A 20286-nucleotide genomic window follows, 5' to 3' on the forward strand; every position below is an offset into this window, starting at 1 on the left:
TGTTTTTTACCCACCCTTTAAACTTTTCAATCAAACATTATTTTTTATATATTTAGTTATAATTGAATAAAAATCATAAATATAGGAACACAATGAACAAACTCGTTTTTATTTTATCTATACATAAGTCTGTAATGAGGTATTTATAATGTCAAAAATATTTAGACGAATTTTTATTCTGAATTTTTTAATTTTACTTATTGCCTTATTGTTATATTCTCAATTAGCAATTGGTTATTCACAAGATGAATTTTTTTATTTAGCTCTTATTTTATTTATTAGTTTATTTATTACAAGTTTTTTACTCACTAAACTTATTGTTTTACCAATAAGTTTAAATTTAGAAAATACACAAGAAGAGTTCAAAAAATTCAATGATGATATGAAAAATATCAATCACCAAAAAACTTTTGAATTAGAGTTAGTAAACACTGCATTACAAGAAAAATTCAAAGAACAAAAAGAATTAGCTGAAACTTTACAAGAAAAATTAACAGTAGAAACAATAGAAAAAGAAAAAAAAGAACTTTTGTTAATTCATCAATCAAAATTAGCAGGAATTGGAAAAGTTTCAATAAATATGCTCAATGAATGTGAAGAGTCAATATCAAGTTTAAATTTTATTTTACAAAATATAAATACAATTCATAAACAAATTGGTTTTAAAAATGAGTTAGTAAATAAATCAATGGAACAACTTGATAAAATCATCAGTGAAATGCAAATTAAAAATGAAGAGTTAAAGAACTTTATAAAACCAAATGAAGTAAAGAAAGAGTTTTTTTTAGATGAAATTGTAATGGAATCTTTACAAATGGTTGAAGAAAATTTTATGAATCATAATATAAAAATTGATTATAATTTTAGTAAATCAATCAATTTGTATGGTTTTCCAACAGAAATTGCACAAGTAATTTTTAATATTCTTCAAAATGCAAAAGAGGCTTTAATTGAGAAAAATGTGGCTCCTAAAAAAGTATTTGTAAGTATTAAAAAAGATAAAGATTTTGCGTATATAAATATTGTGGACAATGCAGGTGGAATTCCTCAACATATTATTGAAAGTATATTTGAACCTTATTTCACTACAAAAAAACATAAAAAAGCTTCTGGTTTAGGCTTGTTTATTTCTAAAATTATTATTGAAGAAAATATGCAAGGAAAATTAGAATTTGAAAATGCCAGCGAAGGAGCTAAGTTTATTATTACAATACCCATTTTAGAGGAAAGTAAATGAGTGAAGATAAAGACTTTTTTAGATATTTAAAGAAATTATCACTTTTGTATGTTGAAGATGATGAAAATACAAGAGAAGAGTTGGAATATTTTTTAAAAAATAAAGTAAAAAAACTCTATGTTGCAAAAAATGGGCAAGAAGGTTTTGATTTTTTTGAGAAATATCAACCAGATTTAATTATAACTGATATTCAAATGCCTGTAATGACTGGCACTAAAATGATTAAGTTAATCAAAGAAAAAAATAAAACTATTCCCATTGTAATAATTACAGCATTTAATGATACAGATTATTTATTTGAAGCTATAAAATTAAATGTTACAAATTATCTAACAAAACCTTTAAATCTTTTTGCTCTTAGTGAAGTTTTGGCAAATATAGCAAAAAATATAACTCTTGAAAATGAAAATAAAGAGATTTATAACTCTTTAAAACAATACAAAGATATTGTTGATGAAAGATCAATTATTTCAAAAGCAGATATTAATGGAATAATAACTTATATAAATGAACCTTTTGAAAAAATCTCAGGTTATAAAAAAGAAGAACTTCTTGGAAAACCTCATAGTATAATCACTCATCCAGCTATAAATAAAAATATTTTTAAAAAAATGTGGAAAAAAATCAATATTGAAAAAAAATCTTGGCAAGGAAGATTAAAAAATATTTCAAAAGAAGGTAATGAATATTTTGTAGATATTATTATTAAACCAATTTTAGATTTAGATGGAAATATTATTGAATTTATTTCTTTATCAAATGATATAACTGATTTGGAAACTACTAAAGAGTATTTTAAAACTCAAACTCAAAAAAGTGCTTTTAATCTAACAGAATCAATAAGAATTGTAAATGCTTATAAAGAAGCAATAAATGAAAGTAATATTATTTTAAGAATAGATTTAAATAAAAATATTGTTTATGCAAATGAGGCATTTTATAAAATTAGTGCTTATACCAAAGAAGATTTAATAGGAAAACCATACTCTTTTTTAAAGCATTATAATCTAACACAAGAAGAACAAATAAAAAAAATAGATTCTATTTTTAATGGAAATATTTGGAAAGGGAAAATTTCAAATTTTAAAAAAAATGGACAAGTTTTTCATTGTGATGTAACGATGTATCCTTTAAAAAATAAAGATGAAGAAGTTATTGAATATATGGGAATTCACCATGATATAACAGATATTGAAAGATTACATGATGAACTTGAAGATGCACAAAGAGAAATAATTTATAAACTAGGTGAAATCGGTGAATGCAGAAGCTCAGAAACTGGGCAACATGTAAAAAGAGTTGCTGAGTATTCAAAATTACTTGCTATTAAAATTGGACTTGATCCAAAAGATGTGAATAAATTATTTATGGCTTCACCTATGCATGATATTGGGAAAGTTGGAATTCCTGATTCTATTTTAAATAAAAATGGAAAATTAGATTCTGCTGAGTGGGAAGTTATGAAAACCCACGCAAAAATTGGATATGAGATTTTACGAACTTCAAAAAGAGAAATTTTACGATCAGCAGCTATTGTTTCATACTCACACCATGAAAGATGGGATGGTTCAGGTTATCCTCTTGGCTTAAAAGGTGAAGATATTCATATTTTTGGAAGAATTACAGCAATAGCTGATGTTTTCGATGCTTTAAGTAGTGCAAGAGTTTATAAAAAATCTTGGGCTTTAGAAGATGTTTTAAAACTATTTAATGAAGAAAAAGGAAAACATTTTGATCCAAATTTGATAGATGTTTTTATGGATAATTTAGATGAGATTTTACAAATAAAAGAGAATTTTAAGGATATTAATTGATGAAAAATTTGAGTATAAGAATTAAGTTAATTATAATTTTTATTTTAATAAAAATACTTCCTTTGCTACTAATAGCTTATATTGCCTATGAAGGAGTGTTAAAATTAGATAGTTATTTAACAAAAAGTACAAACTTTTTGTTTAATCAAAGTAAAGAAATAATTATAAATACTGCAAATGCTTCAATAGAAGATAGTATAAAAAATCTTGATAATAAATCTCAAGAATCTTTAGAAAAAGTATCCTATGAAATTGCAAATCAAGTGGCAAATTTTTTATATGAAAGAGACAAAGATATTTTATTTTTATCAAAAATAGATATTAATCAAGATGTTTTGAAATCTTTTAATGATTCTAAAAAAAGGTTAGTTCTTTTACATGGAAATTATTATTATGATGAAACAACTAATAATTATAAAACCAATGAAGAGTTAAAAGTAGAAGAAAGAGATAAAAAAACTGCAAATTTGATTGATAATGAAAAAGAATTTAATTACATTGATCCTATTAATTTTTCAAAAAAAGAGATACCAATTTATAAAGAGTTAACATTTTTTGATTTAACTGGAAATGAAAAATATAAAGTATCTTCAATAAATGAAGAGAAATTAAATATTTCTAATAAAAAAAATACTTATGTTAGTTCGGAAACTTATTTTGATGAAATATCAAAATTAGAAAAAGGTGAAATCTATGTTTCTGATGTAATTGGTGAATATGTTGGCACAAAAGTAATTGGAACTTTTACAAAAGAAAAAGCCTTAAAAGCTGGAATTGAGTTTGAACCACAAAAATATGGTTATGCAGGCCTTGAAAATCCTCTAGGAAAGAGATTTGAAGGAATTATTAGATTTGTAACACCTGTTTTTAAAAATGATCAAAAAATTGGTTATATTTCAATAGCATTAGATCATAAACATATTCGAGAATTTACAGATACAGCAAATCCAACAGGAACAAATACAAAACAAAATATATCAGATGCAACTTTTGGAAATTATGCATTTATTTGGGATTATGAAGGTAAAAGTATAGTTCATCCAAGGGATTATTCAATAGTAGGTTATGATAAAAATACAGGTAAACGAGTTATGCCTTGGTTGAGTGCTGATATTGCAGAAAAATATTATACTTCAAATCAAGAAATCAATGAATTTTTAGAAAATTATCCAAAATTTGAAGAACAAAGTTTAAATAAAAAACCAAATCTAAAACAGTTAAAAGAAGATGGAAATGTAGGTTTAGATTGTAGATATTTAAACTTTGCACCTCAATGTGAAGGTTGGATGCAAGTTACTCAAAATGGTGGTTATGGTTCATTTATTATAAATTGGAGCGGAGTATGGAAACTAACAACAGCTGCAGCTATTCCTTATTATACTGGTAAATATGCAAATAGTAAAAGAGGTTTTGGTTTTGTAACTATTGGAGCTAGTGTAGAAGATTTCCATGCTGCTGCAAATGAAACGAAGAAAAATGTATCTGAAATATTAAAAAATCAAACTAATAATATGGAAGAAATTGTAAATGAAAACCAATTTGAAATAGAAAAATTTATACAAGCTTTGATAAACGAATTAACAATAGTGACTTTTGCTATGGTAATTTTAATTATAGTTGTAGCTTTATTAATGTCTGGATATTTAAGTAGAAAAATTGAGAAAATTCTAATTGGTACAAAAAGATTTTCAAACAATGAACTAGATTATAGAATAAGAGTTAGTTCAAAAGATGAAATAGGGCAGTTGGAAAATTCATTTAATGAAATGGCTTCTAAAATTGAAGAATTAATCAAAGAAGAAAAAGAGATAAATGAGCGTTTAGAAAAAAAAGTAGATGAAGAACAATCAAAACAAAAAGAACAAGAACAACTTTTAATTCAACAAACAAGACTAGCTGCAATGGGTGAAATGATAGGAAATATTGCTCATCAATGGAGACAACCTTTAAATGCACTAGGATTAGTTTTCCAAAATCTTAAATTTTCATACGAAATAGGCGAATTAAATGATGAAGTTATGGATAGAACTGTATCAAAAGCTGATATGCTTACTAAAAATATGTCAAAAACAATAGATGATTTTAGAAACTTTTTTAGACCAAATAAAGCAAAAGAGTATTTTGATATAAATAAAAGTGTATTAGATGCAATAGATTTAGTTAGTTCAACATTTGAACACCATGATATAAAACTTGAAAAAGATTTTAAAGAACAAAAAATTGAAATTTTAGGTTTCCCAAATGAATTCTCTCAAGTAGTTTTAAATATCATCTCAAATGCTAAAGATGCTTTGATAGAAAATAAAATAGAAAATCCAATAGTAAAAATTGAAACAAAAATCGAAGATGATTATGTGTATATCTCAATAAAAGATAATGCTTTAGGTATAAAAGAAGAGATTATAAATAAAATTTTTGAACCATATTTTACAACAAAAGATGAAGTTCAAGGAACAGGTATTGGACTTTATATGTCAAAAATTATCATAGAAAAAAATATGAATGGTAAAATTTATGTTGAAAATACCAATGAAGGTGCTAATTTTATAATCAAACTTTCTATGAAAGATGAAGAAAAATAGAGTTTTTTTGTAAAACTCTATTTGAAGTATTGACAAATAAAAATTTATTAATTATACTTAAACACTTAAAACAAAACAAGGAGAGATATATGAAAATATTTGATTTTTATAAAAACCATTTCATCAAAAGTGTAAACTCTCTTCTGCTTCTTTCTTTTTCTCTCTAATTATAAATTTTTATAATTACACAATTTACAATAAACATACTCAAAACACGGTTTTTCTTTTTTTATTTAAAAAAAGATATAATAAATAACATTTTAAAAGGTTAATATGATGGATAAAAATAAAATTATAGTATTTGATACAACATTAAGAGATGGAGAACAAAGTCCTGGTTGTTCTATGAACACAGAAGAAAAAATAAAAGTGGCTTTACAATTAGAAAAATTAGGCGTTGATGTAATAGAAGCAGGATTTGCAGCTGCAAGTCCAGGAGATTTTGATGCGGTTAGTAGAATTGCTCAAATTGTTAAAAATTCAAGTATCTGCTCATTAGCAAGAGCGATTGATAATGATATTAAACAAGCTGGATTAGCTGTAGGAAAAGCGCCAAAACACAGAATTCATACATTTATTGCGACTTCTCCTATTCACATGAAATATAAATTAAAAATGAGTGAAGACGAAGTTATAAAAAGAGCAATTCATGCGGTTCAATATGCAAAAACATTTGTTGATGATGTTGAATTTTCTTTAGAAGATGCAGGAAGAAGTGAAATTTCATTTATGAAAGAAGTAATGGATGCTGTAATTGGAGCAGGTGCTAGAACTATAAATTTACCCGATACAGTTGGATATAGATTACCGACTGAATTAGGTGCAATGGTAAAAGAATTATCAGCTTATGCAGGAGATAGAGCTATTATTTCTGTTCATAATCACAACGATTTAGGATTAGCAACAGCAAATACTTTAGCAGCTGTTTTAAATGGTGCTAGACAAATAGAAGTTACAATCAATGGTTTAGGGGAAAGAGCTGGAAATTCAGCTTTAGAAGAGGCTGTTATGGCTATAAAAACGCGAAAAGATGCTTTTGGAGATTTATATACAACAATTAATACTCCTGAAATTTACGCAACTTCAAGATTAGTAGCAACCATTACAGGTGTTGAGCCACAACAAAATAAAGCGATTGTTGGTAAAAATGCATTTTCACATGAAAGTGGAATTCACCAAGATGGTGTTTTAAAACATCAAGAAACTTATGAAATTATGAAACCTGAGGATGTTGGAGTATTTAAAGATTCTACTTTAATTTTAGGAAAACATTCAGGTCGAGCAGCATTTAGAGATAAAATAGCTCACATGGGATTTGATAAAGTAAGTGATGAAGAATTAAATGCAGCATTTGAAAGATTTAAAAACTTAGCAGATAAGAAAAAAGATGTTACAGATGATGATATTAGAATGTTAATTACGGATGAGTCATTAAATCAAGATAAAACTTATGAGTTAGTTGGTTTACAAATATCTGACTGTACAGCAGGTGTTCCAACAGCTGCTGTTGCAATTAAATATAAAAATGAAATAATTAAAGATGCAGCTATTGGTGATGGAACTATGGATGCAATTTTTAAAACAATTGATCGATTAACAGGTTACAATGGGGAATTAAAAGATTATAAAGTAATTTCTGTAACAGAAGGAAAAGATGCCTTAGCAAAAGTAACGACAAGAGTATCTTTTGATGAAACAAGTCCCGCTTTTGTTGGGCATGGATTGAGTATTGATACAATGCTTGCAACTGCAAAAGCATATTTGGGAGCTTTAAATTCATATCTTTCTCAAAAAGAGAGACTTTCTAAAAATAGCCAACACCAAATATAAAAAATGAAACAAATAGAAAAATTAGAAGAACTTCAAAATAGAATTAATACAGGAAATCCTGTATTAGTCTATTTTTCAGGTGAAAATTGTTCTGTTTGTAAAGTCTTAAAACCAAAAATAGAAGAAGAAGTAAAAAAAGCTTTTCCTAAATTTGAACTTTTTGAAGTAAAAACTGATTTTGACAAAGAAGTAACCGCTCATTTTATGATATTTTCAATTCCTGCAACTTTGATTTTTTTTGATAAAAAAGAGTTTAAAAGATATGGAAGAAATATGAGTGTTCCACTTTTTATTGAAGAGATAAAAAGACCTTATGATTTGATGTGTGAGTAAAAAATGAAAAGAGCCTTATTAATATTTTTAATTATATTTGTTGTTATGCAGTTTATTCGTCCAAATAAAGAAAATAGTGCTGTTGATAAAAATCTTGAGATAAAAGCACCTTTAGAAGTAATGAATATATTAAAAACTTCTTGTTTTGATTGCCACTCAAACGAAGTTGTTTATCCTTGGTATTCATCTATTGCTCCATTTTCTTGGGTTATTTCAACCCATGTAAATAATGGAAAAAAAGCTTTAAATTTTTCTACTTGGGGAAATTATTCACCTGAATTAAAAGATGAAAAAATCAAAGCTATTTATAGAACTGCATATGCTTCTATGCCGCTTCCCAGTTATATGCTTTTACATGAAAATGCAAATTTAACAAAAGAGCAAAGAAGTATGATACGAGATTGGACGGGAGTTCGACCTAAGTGAGAGAGCAAGTAGCAGAACTTTTAGCCAATAAAAAAGATTTATTAACAGTTACCTATTTTAAACTTCAAAAATTATTTGAAAAAAAGTATGGAGTAAACACAGTAGTTCTTATGGAAATAGGAACTTTTTTTGAAGTTTACGAAGTAAATAATGATGAAGAAAAAATTGGAAAAGCAAAAGAAATAGCAGAACTTTTAAATATTCAGCTAACAAGAAAAAATAAAGCTATTTTAGAAAACTCAAAAGAAAATCCAATAATGGCTGGAGTTCCAGCAATTTCACTTGAAAAACATCTTGCAAGAATTATTGCTGAGCAAAAATACACAGTTGTTTTAATCAAACAAAAGGGAATTCCACCCAATGTTACAAGATATTTGGACACGGTTGTAAGTCCTGGAACAAATTTTGATTTTGTACTTGACCAAGATGAAAACAATATCACTTCACTTTTGATTGACCAAATAAGAGGAATTTATTTAGTTGGTTATAGTGCTATTGATGTTACAACTGGAAAGTGTTATTACAACGAAGTTCATGGAACAAGCGAAGATAAGTTTTTTGCACTTGATGAAGTTTTTAATTATATGAATATGCACAAAACAAATGAGATAATTGTTAGTTTTGCAGATAAAAATATAAATCAAAAAGAAGTTATTGATTATTTAGAACTATCTTTAAAAACCTTTCATATTGGGCATTTTAGACCAAAAATTTCTTATCAAAACGAACTATTTAAAAATGTATTTAACATAGAATCTCTTTTAACTTCAATTGAGCATCTTGATATGGAAAGGGTGCCATTAAGCACTGAATCACTTGCAGTTTTAATTGATTTTGTAATAGGGCATGATTCAAATATCATTCAAAAACTTTCACATCCACAAAAACTTGATGTTAGCAGATATATCTATCTTGGAAATAATGCACTTGAACAATTAAATGTAATAGAAACAACCCACAATCCAAGTTTAATAAAACTAATAAATAATACTTCAACAGCAATGGGAAAAAGACTTTTAAAAGAGAGACTCACTCATCCTGTAAAAGATAGTAAAGAGATTTTACGAAGACTTGCCCTTTCTAAAGAGTTATACGATTATCATGCTCCAATAGAAAATGAGTTAGCAAATATTTATGATATTGAAAGACTTACTCGAAGAATAAAACTAAATAGACTTCATCCTTTTGAGTTGAATTACTTATATGATTCGCTTTTGAGTATAAAAGAAGTTGTTACTTTTATGGAAAATTATAAGTTTATTACACCACCTTGTTCAAGTGCTGATTTGGCTTTATTTATTCAATCTATTGATTCAACTTTTGATTTAAGTATAAGTGGAAAATATATGCTAAAAGATGTTGAAGTAAATATGATTAGTGAGGGAATAAATACTCAAATTGATGAATTAAATATTCAAAATGATATTTTATATTCAAAATTAGAGATTTTACAAAAGCATATTTTATCTTACATAAAATCTGATGATTCAAATTTTGTGGGAATCAATAGACTTGATAAAGAGGGATTTTTTATCACTTTAACAAAAAATAGATTTAATTCAATCAAAGAAGAATTGATGAATTCCCACTTGATAGTTGATGATGAATTATATTTATTTAAAGATTTTGCAGTTCGAGTTCAAACAAACTCTGTAAAAATATTTTGTAAATTAACAGAAGATATTTCAGATAAATATGTACATAATTTACGAAAAATAATAGAGTTAAATAAACTTGTATTTAAAGAAAAAATCCTTGAATTTGAGAAAAAATTTGCCGTTTTACTTGAAGAGTTGGTGCAGTTTATAGCAGAAGTTGATTTAACAGTTTCAAATATAAAAACAGCAAAAAAATACAATTACTCTTGTCCAAAAATAGTAAAAACAAAAGACAATGAAAACTTTATTGAATTAATTGATTTAAGACATCCAATTATCGAAGCAAATGAAGAACAAGGCATTTATGTACCAAACGATATTATTTTGGGAGAATTATCACTTGCTTCAAAAGAGTATAAAGATAATGTGATTATCAAAAATTCAAATCCAATAAATATTTATGACAATAAAATGCACGGAATTTTACTTTATGGAATTAACTCTTCAGGTAAATCTTCACTTATGAAAGCAATTGGAATTTCAGTTATTATGGCACAAGCTGGCTTTTATGTACCATGTCGTTCTATGAGATTTTCAATATTTGATGCAGTTTATACTAGAATTTCAGGAGCTGATAATATTGCAAAAGGATTATCTTCATTTGCTGTTGAGATGTTGGAGCTAAAAAATATATTTAATAGAGCAAGTAAAAACTCACTTATTTTAGGTGATGAAATTTCACATAGCACGGAAACTATGAGTGGATTAAGTATAGTTGCAAGCTCTATTTTAAAGCTATCAAAATTAGAAGCTATTTTTGTATTTGCTACTCACTTACATCAGTTACCTGAAATTGAAGAGATTCAAAAACTAAAAAATATAATCGCACTTCATTTATCTGTTATGTATAAAGATGACGAAGATAAACTTATTTTTGATAGAAAGTTAGCTTATGGAAGTGGATCATCAATGTATGGTTTAGAATATGCAAAATCACTTCACATGGATAAAGAGTTTTTATCTGTTGCAAATGAAATAAGAAAAAAATTAACAAATGATTACTCTTCAATTGAAAGATTATCTCAGCGAAAAACATCAAAATATAACAACAATGTTTTTGCATCAACTTGTGTAATTTGTGGAAAATCTTGTGATGATGTTCATCATATAAAAGAACAAGCAAGGGCGAATAAAGATGGATTTATAGGACATATAAATGCAAATCATAAATATAATCTAATTCCTTTATGTAAAGAACACCACAAAATGGTACATGAGGGAACTATAAATGTAAATGGATTTGTTGCAACTTCAAAGGGTTTAGAGTTGCATTATACTATGCTTGAAAAGTAAAGAATTAACAAAAAATATTACATTTATATTGAAGAAAATTTTCTGAATCATTTAAAAATATTTTTGGTGTTACCCCTGTAAAAAACTTAAATTCTTTTATAAATGAAGATTGATCATAAAAGTTATTTTCAACTGCAATATTACCGTAATCAAGGCTTCCTTTATTCATTTTTATAGATCTTAAAGTGTTATAAAACCTATTTATTCTTTGAATATCTTTTGGTGTTATTCCTGTGAATTCTTTAACTCTTCTTTGTACTTGTCTTATTGATAATCTATTTTGTTGGTAAAAATTATCTAAATTATGATTTTTAGTTAGTTGATATATATTCATCAAAAAAGAGTCTTCATCAAAATTGTTAAAAATTTTAAAAAAGTAATTATTTAAATAAGTAACGGTGCTATTAATATTATCTTTTAAATTATATAAAGTTTCAAGAATAGACAAATCAAAATTTAAAGATAGTTCATTTATTTCATAAATTCTGTCTTCTAATTCAGAAACAGAAATACCAAATAGTTTATAAAATACTCCAGGATATAATGAAATATCAATGTAATATAAGTTGTCATCAAAGTTTAAAATTTGTCTATTCATACTTGGTGGACAAATATATATTCCATTTTTTCTTAGGTTATTTGAGTTTGAAGTATTAATTGTAAATAACAAACATACATTATCATAAGGAATAATAACTTTTTCTTGGATTTTATCAAGAGTTACTTTTTTATAGTCAACAATCCAATAAGATTTTATCCATTTTTGTAATTTGATATGTGGTTCAAATGTTTTGAAGTTAAACAATATTTAATCCTTTTTATTTAATTGTATTTTATCATTTAATCTCTAATAAAAAAAATTAAAAATACAAAATTACTGTATAAAATATATACAAATTTGTCGTTTTTTTACTATACAAATATACGATATGAATCTATAATTCGGCAGACACTTGGAATTGAGAAATATAGTGTAGAAATTCTGTTTTAGGAGTAGAAATTGAATTATAAAAAATTATCAAAAATTGGAATCGGAGCTTTATTATCTTCATTACCTTTATTTGCAATAGATGCACAAATAGGTAAAGATGTTATAAATAGCAAATGTACTGCCTGTCACGTAGGCAATTTGGATGCAGGGTTAAGTAGAATATCAGACCAAAGAAAAACGCCTGAGGGTTGGTATATGACTGTTAAAAGAATGCAAAGAGAACATGGTCTTTCTATTACAAGAGATGAGGAAAGTAATGTAATAAAATATCTTTCAGATTATCAAGGTTTAACACCAGATGAAATAAAACCTTACTCTTATGTATTAGATAAAACACCAAATGTTCAAGAAGAAGGTAAAGATGACCTTTTAACTGAAATGTGTGTTAGATGTCACTCTGAAGCTAGAATTGGACTTCAAAGAAGAACTGCAAATGAATGGAATAGTTTAGTAAATTACCATGTTGCACAATTCCCTTCTTTTGAGGTTCAAGCACAAGCAAGAGATAGAGATTGGTTTGGTGTAGCTCAAAATGAAGTAGTTCCATATTTAGAAGAAAATTTTGGAAAAGATAAAGCAAAATTTGACAAATACAAAAAATCTGTAAAAAATTATGAATTACCTAAAAAATGGATTACATATGGACATACTCCAATACTTGGTGATTTTACAGCTGTTTTAACACTAATAAAAAGTACAGATGAATCTTATGCAATGCTTATGGATTATAAATATGCTTCAGGGCAAGAGTATAAAGCAAGAGGAATTGCTGTTGTTTATGGAGAAAGTGAATTAAGAGCTTCTTTTACAGTAAATGGTGTTAAATATAGACAAATTTTACATTTAAATCCAAAAACAAATAGTTTTGAAGGAAGAATGTTTGAAGCACTTCATCCTGAAAATGGTTCAACTTTAGTAGGAAAAGCAAAAGACTCAAAAGAGACAACTTTATTAGCAGTTTATCCAAAAGCTGTAAAAGCTGGAACAAAAGAGACTATCTCAATAGTTGGTACAAATTTATCTGGAAATGTTAAATTACCAAGTACTTTAAAAGTTTTAAGCACTATTAAACATACAGATAATGAAATTGTATTGGATGTTATTGCAAATAAAAATGTAAAAACTTTTGATGGAAGTATTTCAATTGGAGCAAAAACATTTAAAAATAGTTTAGCTGTATATGATAAAGTTGATTATATAAAAGTTACTCCTGATTATGCAATTTCAAGAATTGGTGGAGATGAAGGTAAAGATAAAATTTTAAAAGAGTATGCAACTTTTGAAGCAATTGGATATTTAAATGGAAAAGATGGGGAAAAAGGAACAGCTGATGATATTGAATTAGGTGTAATACCTGCAACTTGGCATTTAGAAGCCTTTGATGAACAAGCTGTTGAAGATAAAGATTTAGATTATGTTGGTCAAATAGATGAAAAAACAGGGAAATTTACACCAAATATATCTGGACCAAATGAAAAAAGAAAATTGATGACAAATAATGCAGGAAATATAAGTGTGGTTGCAACATATAAAGATGGTAATGTTGAGTTAAGTGAAAAATCTCATATGATTGTAACAGTTCCTAAATTTGTGAATCCACCAATTAATTAAGAGTCTATTATGAGTATCAATAATTATAGTTTAATAAAAACTAATTATCACATTTTAAATGTTGATTCAAAAGAATTTTTATTTCATATTCCAACTTCATCGGTATTTGAACTTTCACCTGAGAGTTCAGAACTGTTGAAACAAATAGAAAATAATGAAGAAATTTTTAAATATGATAAAGAAATAGTTGAAGAGTTTAAAGAGTTAAATATTTTAGGTGGAAAATTTTTTGCAAAAGTAGAAGATACAAAAATAGAACATTTTCCAGCAAAAGCTTTGATTTTAAATGTAACTTCTGGATGTAATCTTAGTTGTACATATTGTTATAAAGCAGATTTAACATCTTTGAAAAATGGTGGACAAATGACATTTGAAATAGCAAAAAGTGCTATTGATATGTTTTATAAAGAATCACCACATTTAAAAGAGTATTCAATTACTTTTTTTGGGGGTGAACCAATTAGTAATTTGCCTTTAATCAAAGAGATTATTGCTTATGCAAATGAGTTTTTTGAAAGTAAAGATTTAAAAATCGGTTATTCAATGACTACAAATGCGACACTGCTAACAGAAGAGATAATTCATTATCTTCATGATAGTAGAGTTGATTTAACAGTTAGTATTGATGGACCAGAGGCGTTACATAATAAAACAAGAGTTTATGAAAATGGAAAAGGAAGTTACGAAAAAGTTGTTAAAAATATAGCTAAATTACTCTCTATTTATAAAAATAGAACAGTTGGAGCAAGGGTAACTCTTACAAAAGGAGTAACAGATATTCCAACAATTTGGAATCATTTAAGACATGATTTAAATTTTAAAGAAGTAGGTTTTGCACCAGTTACTTCAGGAGATAGTGATTTTTACAATTTATCAGATAATGATTTATCAAAGGTATTTTCTGGATTTAAAGAACTTGGTGAAGATTATATAAAAGAGGCAATAAAAGGCAATTTTAATGGATTTTCAAATTTACATAGAACTGTAATTGATATTCACGAAGGAAGAAAGAAAAAACTACCTTGTGGAGCTGGAGTTGGATTACTTTCTGTTTCATACAAAGGTGATATTGATTTATGCCATAGATTTACAGGTTCTGATTATCCATCTTTTGGAAATATTGAAAAAGGTCTTGATAAATTAGCTTTAGGTACTTTTTTAGAAAAAAGAGCAAATGAAAAAGATACAAATTGCCAAACATGCAGAATTAGAAATTTATGTGCAGGTGGTTGTTATCATGAGAGTTATATAAAGTATGGAACACCAGAAAAATCAGTATTACACTATTGTGATGATATGAGAAACTGGATTGATTTTGCAGTTGAAGCATATATTAGAATTCAAGCACAAAATCCAGAATTCTTTACAAAATATTTTAAATAAAGGAATAAAAATGAAACATTTAAAACCAATAACACCAAAAGCAAAACTTTTTGATGATGCAATAAAAGAAGGAACAACTTCTGAAGTTGTCGCAATGTCAAGCGTTGTAGGTTGTGTAACTACATTTGACCCAGGATGGGAAATAGATAGCGATGGAGGAGTTGCAAGTTTATGTCAACCTTTAGAGGCGGATTTATATGGTTGTTCGGATCCTTGTTGGTGGCCAACACAAGTTCCTGATACATCTTCTAGTTATAAAAAATGGGCTGATAAAGCTCCCTCATCAAAAGATAGTTGGCGTGAACTAGATAATGTATATCCAAAAATATAAGTAAAAAGGTTGATAATATGTTAAATAAAAAATTTATAAAAAGTGGTTTAGGATTATTAAGCTTTTCAATAATTTTATCTTCAAGTTTAAGTACAAATCTTAATGCAGCAAATGTTGAATTAAAATCAAATCATAATTATTTGGTTACAGTTACAAGACCAAATAATATAGTTTTAGTAGATTTAGAAAAAAATGAAATGATAAATGAGTGTAAAATAGATGAAGCATTTTCTCCAGGAGCAATAGTATTATCTCCAAATAATAAAGTTGCATTTGTTTTAGGTGAATATGGTGAAGAAATTGGTGGATATGAAATAGAAACTTGTAAAAAAGTATTTCATACTTCTTTAACTCAAGGAAATATTAGAGCAAAATCTTTATTTGGTTTATCAGTTAATGAAGATGGAACAAAAGTTTATGCAATTTATAATAGAACAGAAATGCTAAATGATAGATATAAAGTTTTACCTCCATATTTTTCAGTTTACAATGTAGCTGATGGAATTGGTGCAAAACCAGTTAAAAGTTTTGAGATGCCAAGACAAACAACAGTTGTTTCAACTGGAAAAGATGGAACAGTTTATGTGGTTGGTTCTGATTTATATAAAGTAAATCCAAATAGTGGTGATATAAAAGTTGCGAAAAAAATAGTTAAATGGGGGAAAGAGGGGTTTAGTGATTTAGATTCTGCTGCAAACTATATAATAGGTCAACAAACAGGAGATTTAACAGCTTTATATGCAACCGTAAAATACGATGACCCAAAAAATCCATCTGATGAAGAAGGAACTACATATTGGGGAATTACAAGTGTTGATTTAAATACAGGAGAAATAATTCAACAAGAAATTTCAGAATATGAAACTTTGATGTTTACAGCAATTAGAAGTCCAAAAGATCAAAATATTTTATATGGAGTTTTAAATGATTTAACAAAATTTGATTTAAAAGAGCAAAAAGTGTTAAAAAGAGTTGTTACAGACCATACATATTATAGTGTTGTTCCATCAATGGATGGAGAAAAATTATATCTTGGTGGTTGTTTAAATGATATTTCTGTTTATGATGCAAATACATTGGAAAAACTAGGTAATATCAAATTAACAGGCGATATGGGTTCAGCTGCTCTTCAAGTGTTTAAAACTAAATAGTGATTAAAAACAATATGTTTAAAAATACAATTTATCCTCTCTTAAAAGAAAATAAGAGAGGATTTATTATCATCTTCTTTTTTTCGATTCTTGTATCTTTAGGTGCAGTTTTACAGCCATTTATTATGCAACATATAATCGATGATGCAATATTAGCTTCAAATTTAAATCAATTAGTTATATTAGTAACAATTTCATTTTTTTTGACAATTTTTAGTATGCTTATTAGTAGTGTAAATGAAATATATTACACTTCAAACTCTATGAATATTTTATTTAAATTTAGAAAAATAGTATTTAATAAACTATTTTTGCATAATAAAAGTTTTATGACAAAATACCATTCTGCGGATTTGATGTCTCGGGTTCAAGGTGATATTAGTGAACTTCAAAGATTTTATACTGATACTTTATTTGCTGTATTTTCAACTATCATTAGTCTTGTATTTATCTCATTTATTATCTCTTCATATAATATAAAACTAATGATACTTATTTTGATTTTTTTACCAATAGAATTTTTTTGCCTAAAACCTCTTTATCCATACATGCATGATAGTACAAAAAATATGAGAGAAAGTACTTCGAATATTGGTAAATTTTTTATAGAGAGTTTTAGATATATTTTAGTTCTAAAAAACCTTGGTGCAAAAGAAATAACAATTTCAAAACTTGATAATATTCAAGAAGATTATAAAAAAGTAGTAATCAAAAATAAAAAATTAAATTTACTTTTTACACAAGTTCCAACATTTATTTCATTACTTGGAAAAACAATAATTCTTTCTTATGGTGGATATTTAGCAATTAATAATGAGCTAAAAATAGGTGAATTAATAGCATTTTTGACTTATTTTGGAATGATTTTAGCCCCCGTTCACACCATTTTAGGAGTTATGAATAATCTTCCAAAAGTAAAAGTGAGCCTAAATAGAGTTCTAGAAATATTACCAAAAGATGAAAAAATAGAGATTTTAAAAACAACGAGTTATGATATTTTTATAAAAGATTTAACTTTTTCTTATGGAAATAACATAATATTTGAAAAATTAAATTTAGAGATAAAACAAAATTCTAAAATTGCAATTATAGGTAAAAATGGAGCAGGAAAAAGTACTTTTGGAGATTTACTTTGTGGATTACAAAGCGCCCAAAGTGGAACAATATTATTAGGAAATGAACAACTAGGGAAAAATGACTATTCAAATTTCTCAAACTATATTGTAAAACTAGAGCAAACTCCAATTATTTTTGATGATACTCTACGAGGAAATCTACTTTTAGCAAAAATAGATGCTTCTGATGAGGAACTTATATCTGCTCTAAAATTAACAGGAATGAAATCTTGGTTTGAAAATCTAAAAGATGGGCTAAATACAAATATTTATGAATCAGGGGATAATATTTCAGGTGGGCAAAAACAAAGAATTGCACTATCAAGAATTATTTTATTAAATCCAAAAGTGATAATACTTGATGAATTTACCTCTTCAATAGATGAAAAAGATACTATTTGGTTTTATGAAAATATCACAAAACTTTTCCCAAATTCAACGATTATTGCTATTACTCATCATCTTAATATATTAAACAATTTTGAAAAAGTTTATTTATTGGAAAATCAAAATCTAAAAGAGTATCAAAATGTCTAAAGATATTTTTGTAGCTTTAATTGATAGTGGTTGCACTTTTGAAACCTATGAAAAAATTGCAATAAAAGTTGAGAATAATAAAATTCTTACAACAACTCAAAATAAAATAAAATATAAACACGGAGATGTTATTGGAAAAATAATATCTTCTAATGAGAATATAAAACTATATGATATTCAAGTGTTTGATGAAAATCTAAGAACAACACCTTCTCATATAATAGGAGCTTTGACTTATCTTTTGGATAAAAAAGTAGATGTAATAAATATGAGTTTAGGACTTAAAACAAACTATAAAGAGATTGAAGATTTATGTAAAAAACTAAGTTCAAATGGAGTTACAATAATCTCATCTTTTCCACGGAGTGGAGCTGATTTTGTATTTCCAGCTTCTTATGATGAGGTAATTAGTGTAACTTCTGATGGAAAATGTAAAGAAAATGAAATAAGTTGTATTGATATTTCAAAATCTCTTTTTGGAGCAAATCCTTTTTCAAAGGTTGAAGCAGTTGGAGGTTCGAGTGTTGCAGTTGCAAGATTTACGAAATATTTTTGTGAGAATTTACAAGAAGGTTATAGAAAAGAAGAAATTTTATTAAAAATAAAAGAAGGTTATTTACATGAATCAAAATAAAACAATATTTGTTTTAGGTGCTGGAATTGCAGGGGTTACAACAGCTATTGGACTTAAAAAATTAGGATTTAATGTAACTATATTTTATAAAAAAAGACCATTTGTTGCCTATGAAGGATTTAGTGAAAAAACTAAAGACGGATTGATTTCACAAGCTTGTATAAATGCTTCAAAACTTTTAGATAAACAATCTCTTCGTGATTCAAATTGGGCAGGAAATACAAATAAAATTAATTATGAATATGTTGTTTGTAGAGCTGATTTAGATGAAGCTTTACTTGAAGATGCAAGGGATAATGATATAAATTGTTTTAACATAACAGTTACTGGAAAAATTGATGTTAGTGGAAAAAAACCTAAAATTTTTTATAAAATAGATGATTCAAAAATAGAGAAAGAAGCTGATTTTATAGTTGATGCTAGAGGAAGATTTACTCCATTTAAAGATGAATATATTTGTGGACCAAAAAGCTTTTCACTTCTTCAAGAGTTGCAAATAAATAGTTTAGTTGAAAATAGAACTTCTATTAATTCAACACAAGATGGTTGGATTTGGCAAGCTTATGTCGGAAATAATAAAGGTTATATTCAATTTACTTGTGATGAAGAATTAGCAGTAAAAATAGATGATTTTGAACAGTTATCAGAAATTTTAGGAAAACAGAATACTGATTTTTGGAGTTTACAAAATGCAAAACCTGTTGGAAAAATAGTAAAAAGAGACTCTTTTAGTAAAATTCACAAAGAAATAATAAACGAAAAAATGATACTGATAGGAGATAGCGCTTCAAGTATTGACCCACTTTCAGGAAATGGAACTTTTCAAGCTATGAGTATGTCAAGTATTGCTCCATTTGTAATAAATACAATTTTAAATAAAAGTAAAAAAGAGCAAAAAGTAGCAATAGATTTTTATAAAAATAGAGTTGAATTCATATTTAATAAATTTTCAAAAGTTGGAAAAGAGTTTTATTCTTTAGAAAAAAGATTTGATAGTAGTTTTTGGCAAAAAAGACAACTCTGGACAACTTCTGAAGTTAAAGATTTGAAAAAATTACCAAGAATAGAAGAAAAAGCTATTGTAAACGATTCTTATGTTTTTCCATGTGATGTTGTTGTTACAAAAGACAACCCAATGGGAGTTTGGTGTTATGGGAATATTGAAATAGTAGAATTATCTAAATATTGTATTGAAAATGAATTTGAGAAATCTTTAGAATATTTTGATATTTTTTGTAAAGAAAAAGGTATTTCAATGGAATTATATAACTCTTTAAAAAGATGGTTTATATATCAAGAAATTTTGATTTGATTTAAAAACTCTTGTATATTTTTGAAATATACAAGAGAGAAAAAAGAT

At 26.5% G+C, this 20286-nt stretch carries 15 protein-coding genes; 14 read left to right on the forward strand and 1 reads right to left on the reverse strand.

All coding sequences use genetic code 11. The features are described 5' to 3' along the window. The first annotated feature begins 148 nt into the window (after positions 1 to 148). The 7 genes from ASUIS_RS02875 (at position 149) to ASUIS_RS02905 (ending at position 11173) form a co-directional block, all read left to right on the forward strand. Positions 149 to 1237 carry a sensor histidine kinase gene (locus tag ASUIS_RS02875; RefSeq protein ID WP_118885637.1) on the forward strand — a complete coding sequence of 363 codons (1089 nt, stop codon included), beginning with the start codon at positions 149 to 151 and terminating at the stop codon, positions 1235 to 1237. Further along, on the forward strand, positions 1234 to 3051 hold the full coding sequence (locus ASUIS_RS02880; protein WP_118885638.1) for a PAS domain S-box protein: 1818 nt from the start codon (positions 1234 to 1236) through the stop codon (positions 3049 to 3051). Before ASUIS_RS02875 ends, ASUIS_RS02880 begins: the two co-directional genes overlap by 4 nt. After that, positions 3051 to 5633: a sensor histidine kinase gene (locus ASUIS_RS02885; protein ID WP_118885639.1), complete on the forward strand. Its 2583-nt coding sequence runs from the start codon at positions 3051 to 3053 to the stop codon at positions 5631 to 5633. The genes ASUIS_RS02880 and ASUIS_RS02885 overlap by 1 nt, the downstream gene beginning before the upstream one ends. 276 nt (positions 5634 to 5909) lie before the next feature. Continuing rightward, positions 5910 to 7463, forward strand: a complete 1554-nt coding sequence (locus ASUIS_RS02890; protein WP_118885640.1) for a 2-isopropylmalate synthase — start codon at positions 5910 to 5912, stop codon at positions 7461 to 7463. A gap of 3 nt (positions 7464 to 7466) precedes the next feature. Beyond that, entirely contained in the window at positions 7467 to 7796 is a 330-nt protein-coding gene (locus ASUIS_RS02895; protein WP_118885641.1) for a thioredoxin family protein, read from the forward strand. Positions 7797 to 7799: 3 nt separating this feature from the next. After that, on the forward strand, positions 7800 to 8222 hold the full coding sequence (locus ASUIS_RS02900; RefSeq protein ID WP_118885642.1) for a heme-binding domain-containing protein: 423 nt from the start codon (positions 7800 to 7802) through the stop codon (positions 8220 to 8222). Next, entirely contained in the window at positions 8219 to 11173 is a 2955-nt protein-coding gene (locus tag ASUIS_RS02905; RefSeq protein WP_118885643.1) for a MutS-related protein, read from the forward strand. The genes ASUIS_RS02900 and ASUIS_RS02905 overlap by 4 nt, the downstream gene beginning before the upstream one ends. 4 nt (positions 11174 to 11177) lie before the next feature. On the opposite strand, the gene ASUIS_RS02910 is transcribed toward ASUIS_RS02905, so the two are convergent. Next, positions 11178 to 11978 carry a helix-turn-helix domain-containing protein gene (locus ASUIS_RS02910; protein ID WP_118885644.1) on the reverse strand — a complete coding sequence of 267 codons (801 nt, stop codon included), beginning with the start codon at positions 11976 to 11978 and terminating at the stop codon, positions 11178 to 11180. A gap of 195 nt (positions 11979 to 12173) precedes the next feature. Here ASUIS_RS02910 and peaA point away from each other — a divergent pair, with 195 nt between their 5' ends. From peaA to qhpG, 7 genes are read left to right on the forward strand one after another with little or no spacing between them, the layout of a single operon-like run. Continuing rightward, entirely contained in the window at positions 12174 to 13775 is a 1602-nt protein-coding gene (gene peaA, locus ASUIS_RS02915) for a quinohemoprotein amine dehydrogenase subunit alpha (RefSeq protein ID WP_118885645.1), read from the forward strand. Between the two features lie 9 nt (positions 13776 to 13784). Beyond that, positions 13785 to 15158: a quinohemoprotein amine dehydrogenase maturation protein gene (gene peaB / locus ASUIS_RS02920; protein ID WP_118885646.1), complete on the forward strand. Its 1374-nt coding sequence runs from the start codon at positions 13785 to 13787 to the stop codon at positions 15156 to 15158. Between the two features lie 10 nt (positions 15159 to 15168). Beyond that, a complete protein-coding gene (gene qhpC / locus ASUIS_RS02925; RefSeq protein ID WP_118885647.1) occupies positions 15169 to 15489 on the forward strand; it encodes a quinohemoprotein amine dehydrogenase subunit gamma in 321 nt (106 codons plus the stop codon). Between the two features lie 17 nt (positions 15490 to 15506). Next, positions 15507 to 16640 carry a quinohemoprotein amine dehydrogenase subunit beta gene (gene peaD, locus ASUIS_RS02930; RefSeq protein WP_118885648.1) on the forward strand — a complete coding sequence of 378 codons (1134 nt, stop codon included), beginning with the start codon at positions 15507 to 15509 and terminating at the stop codon, positions 16638 to 16640. Between the two features lie 14 nt (positions 16641 to 16654). Then, positions 16655 to 18292: an ABC transporter ATP-binding protein gene (locus tag ASUIS_RS02935; RefSeq protein ID WP_118887631.1), complete on the forward strand. Its 1638-nt coding sequence runs from the start codon at positions 16655 to 16657 to the stop codon at positions 18290 to 18292. Next, positions 18285 to 18926: a subtilisin-like serine protease QhpE gene (qhpE, locus tag ASUIS_RS02940; RefSeq protein WP_118885649.1), complete on the forward strand. Its 642-nt coding sequence runs from the start codon at positions 18285 to 18287 to the stop codon at positions 18924 to 18926. Before ASUIS_RS02935 ends, qhpE begins: the two co-directional genes overlap by 8 nt. Continuing rightward, on the forward strand, positions 18913 to 20238 hold the full coding sequence (gene qhpG / locus ASUIS_RS02945; RefSeq protein ID WP_118885650.1) for a flavin-dependent monooxygenase QhpG: 1326 nt from the start codon (positions 18913 to 18915) through the stop codon (positions 20236 to 20238). Before qhpE ends, qhpG begins: the two co-directional genes overlap by 14 nt. Positions 20239 to 20286: the final 48 nt, after the last annotated feature.

The organism is Arcobacter suis CECT 7833 (genome assembly GCF_003544815.1).
GTDB lineage: Bacteria > Campylobacterota > Campylobacteria > Campylobacterales > Arcobacteraceae > Aliarcobacter > Aliarcobacter suis.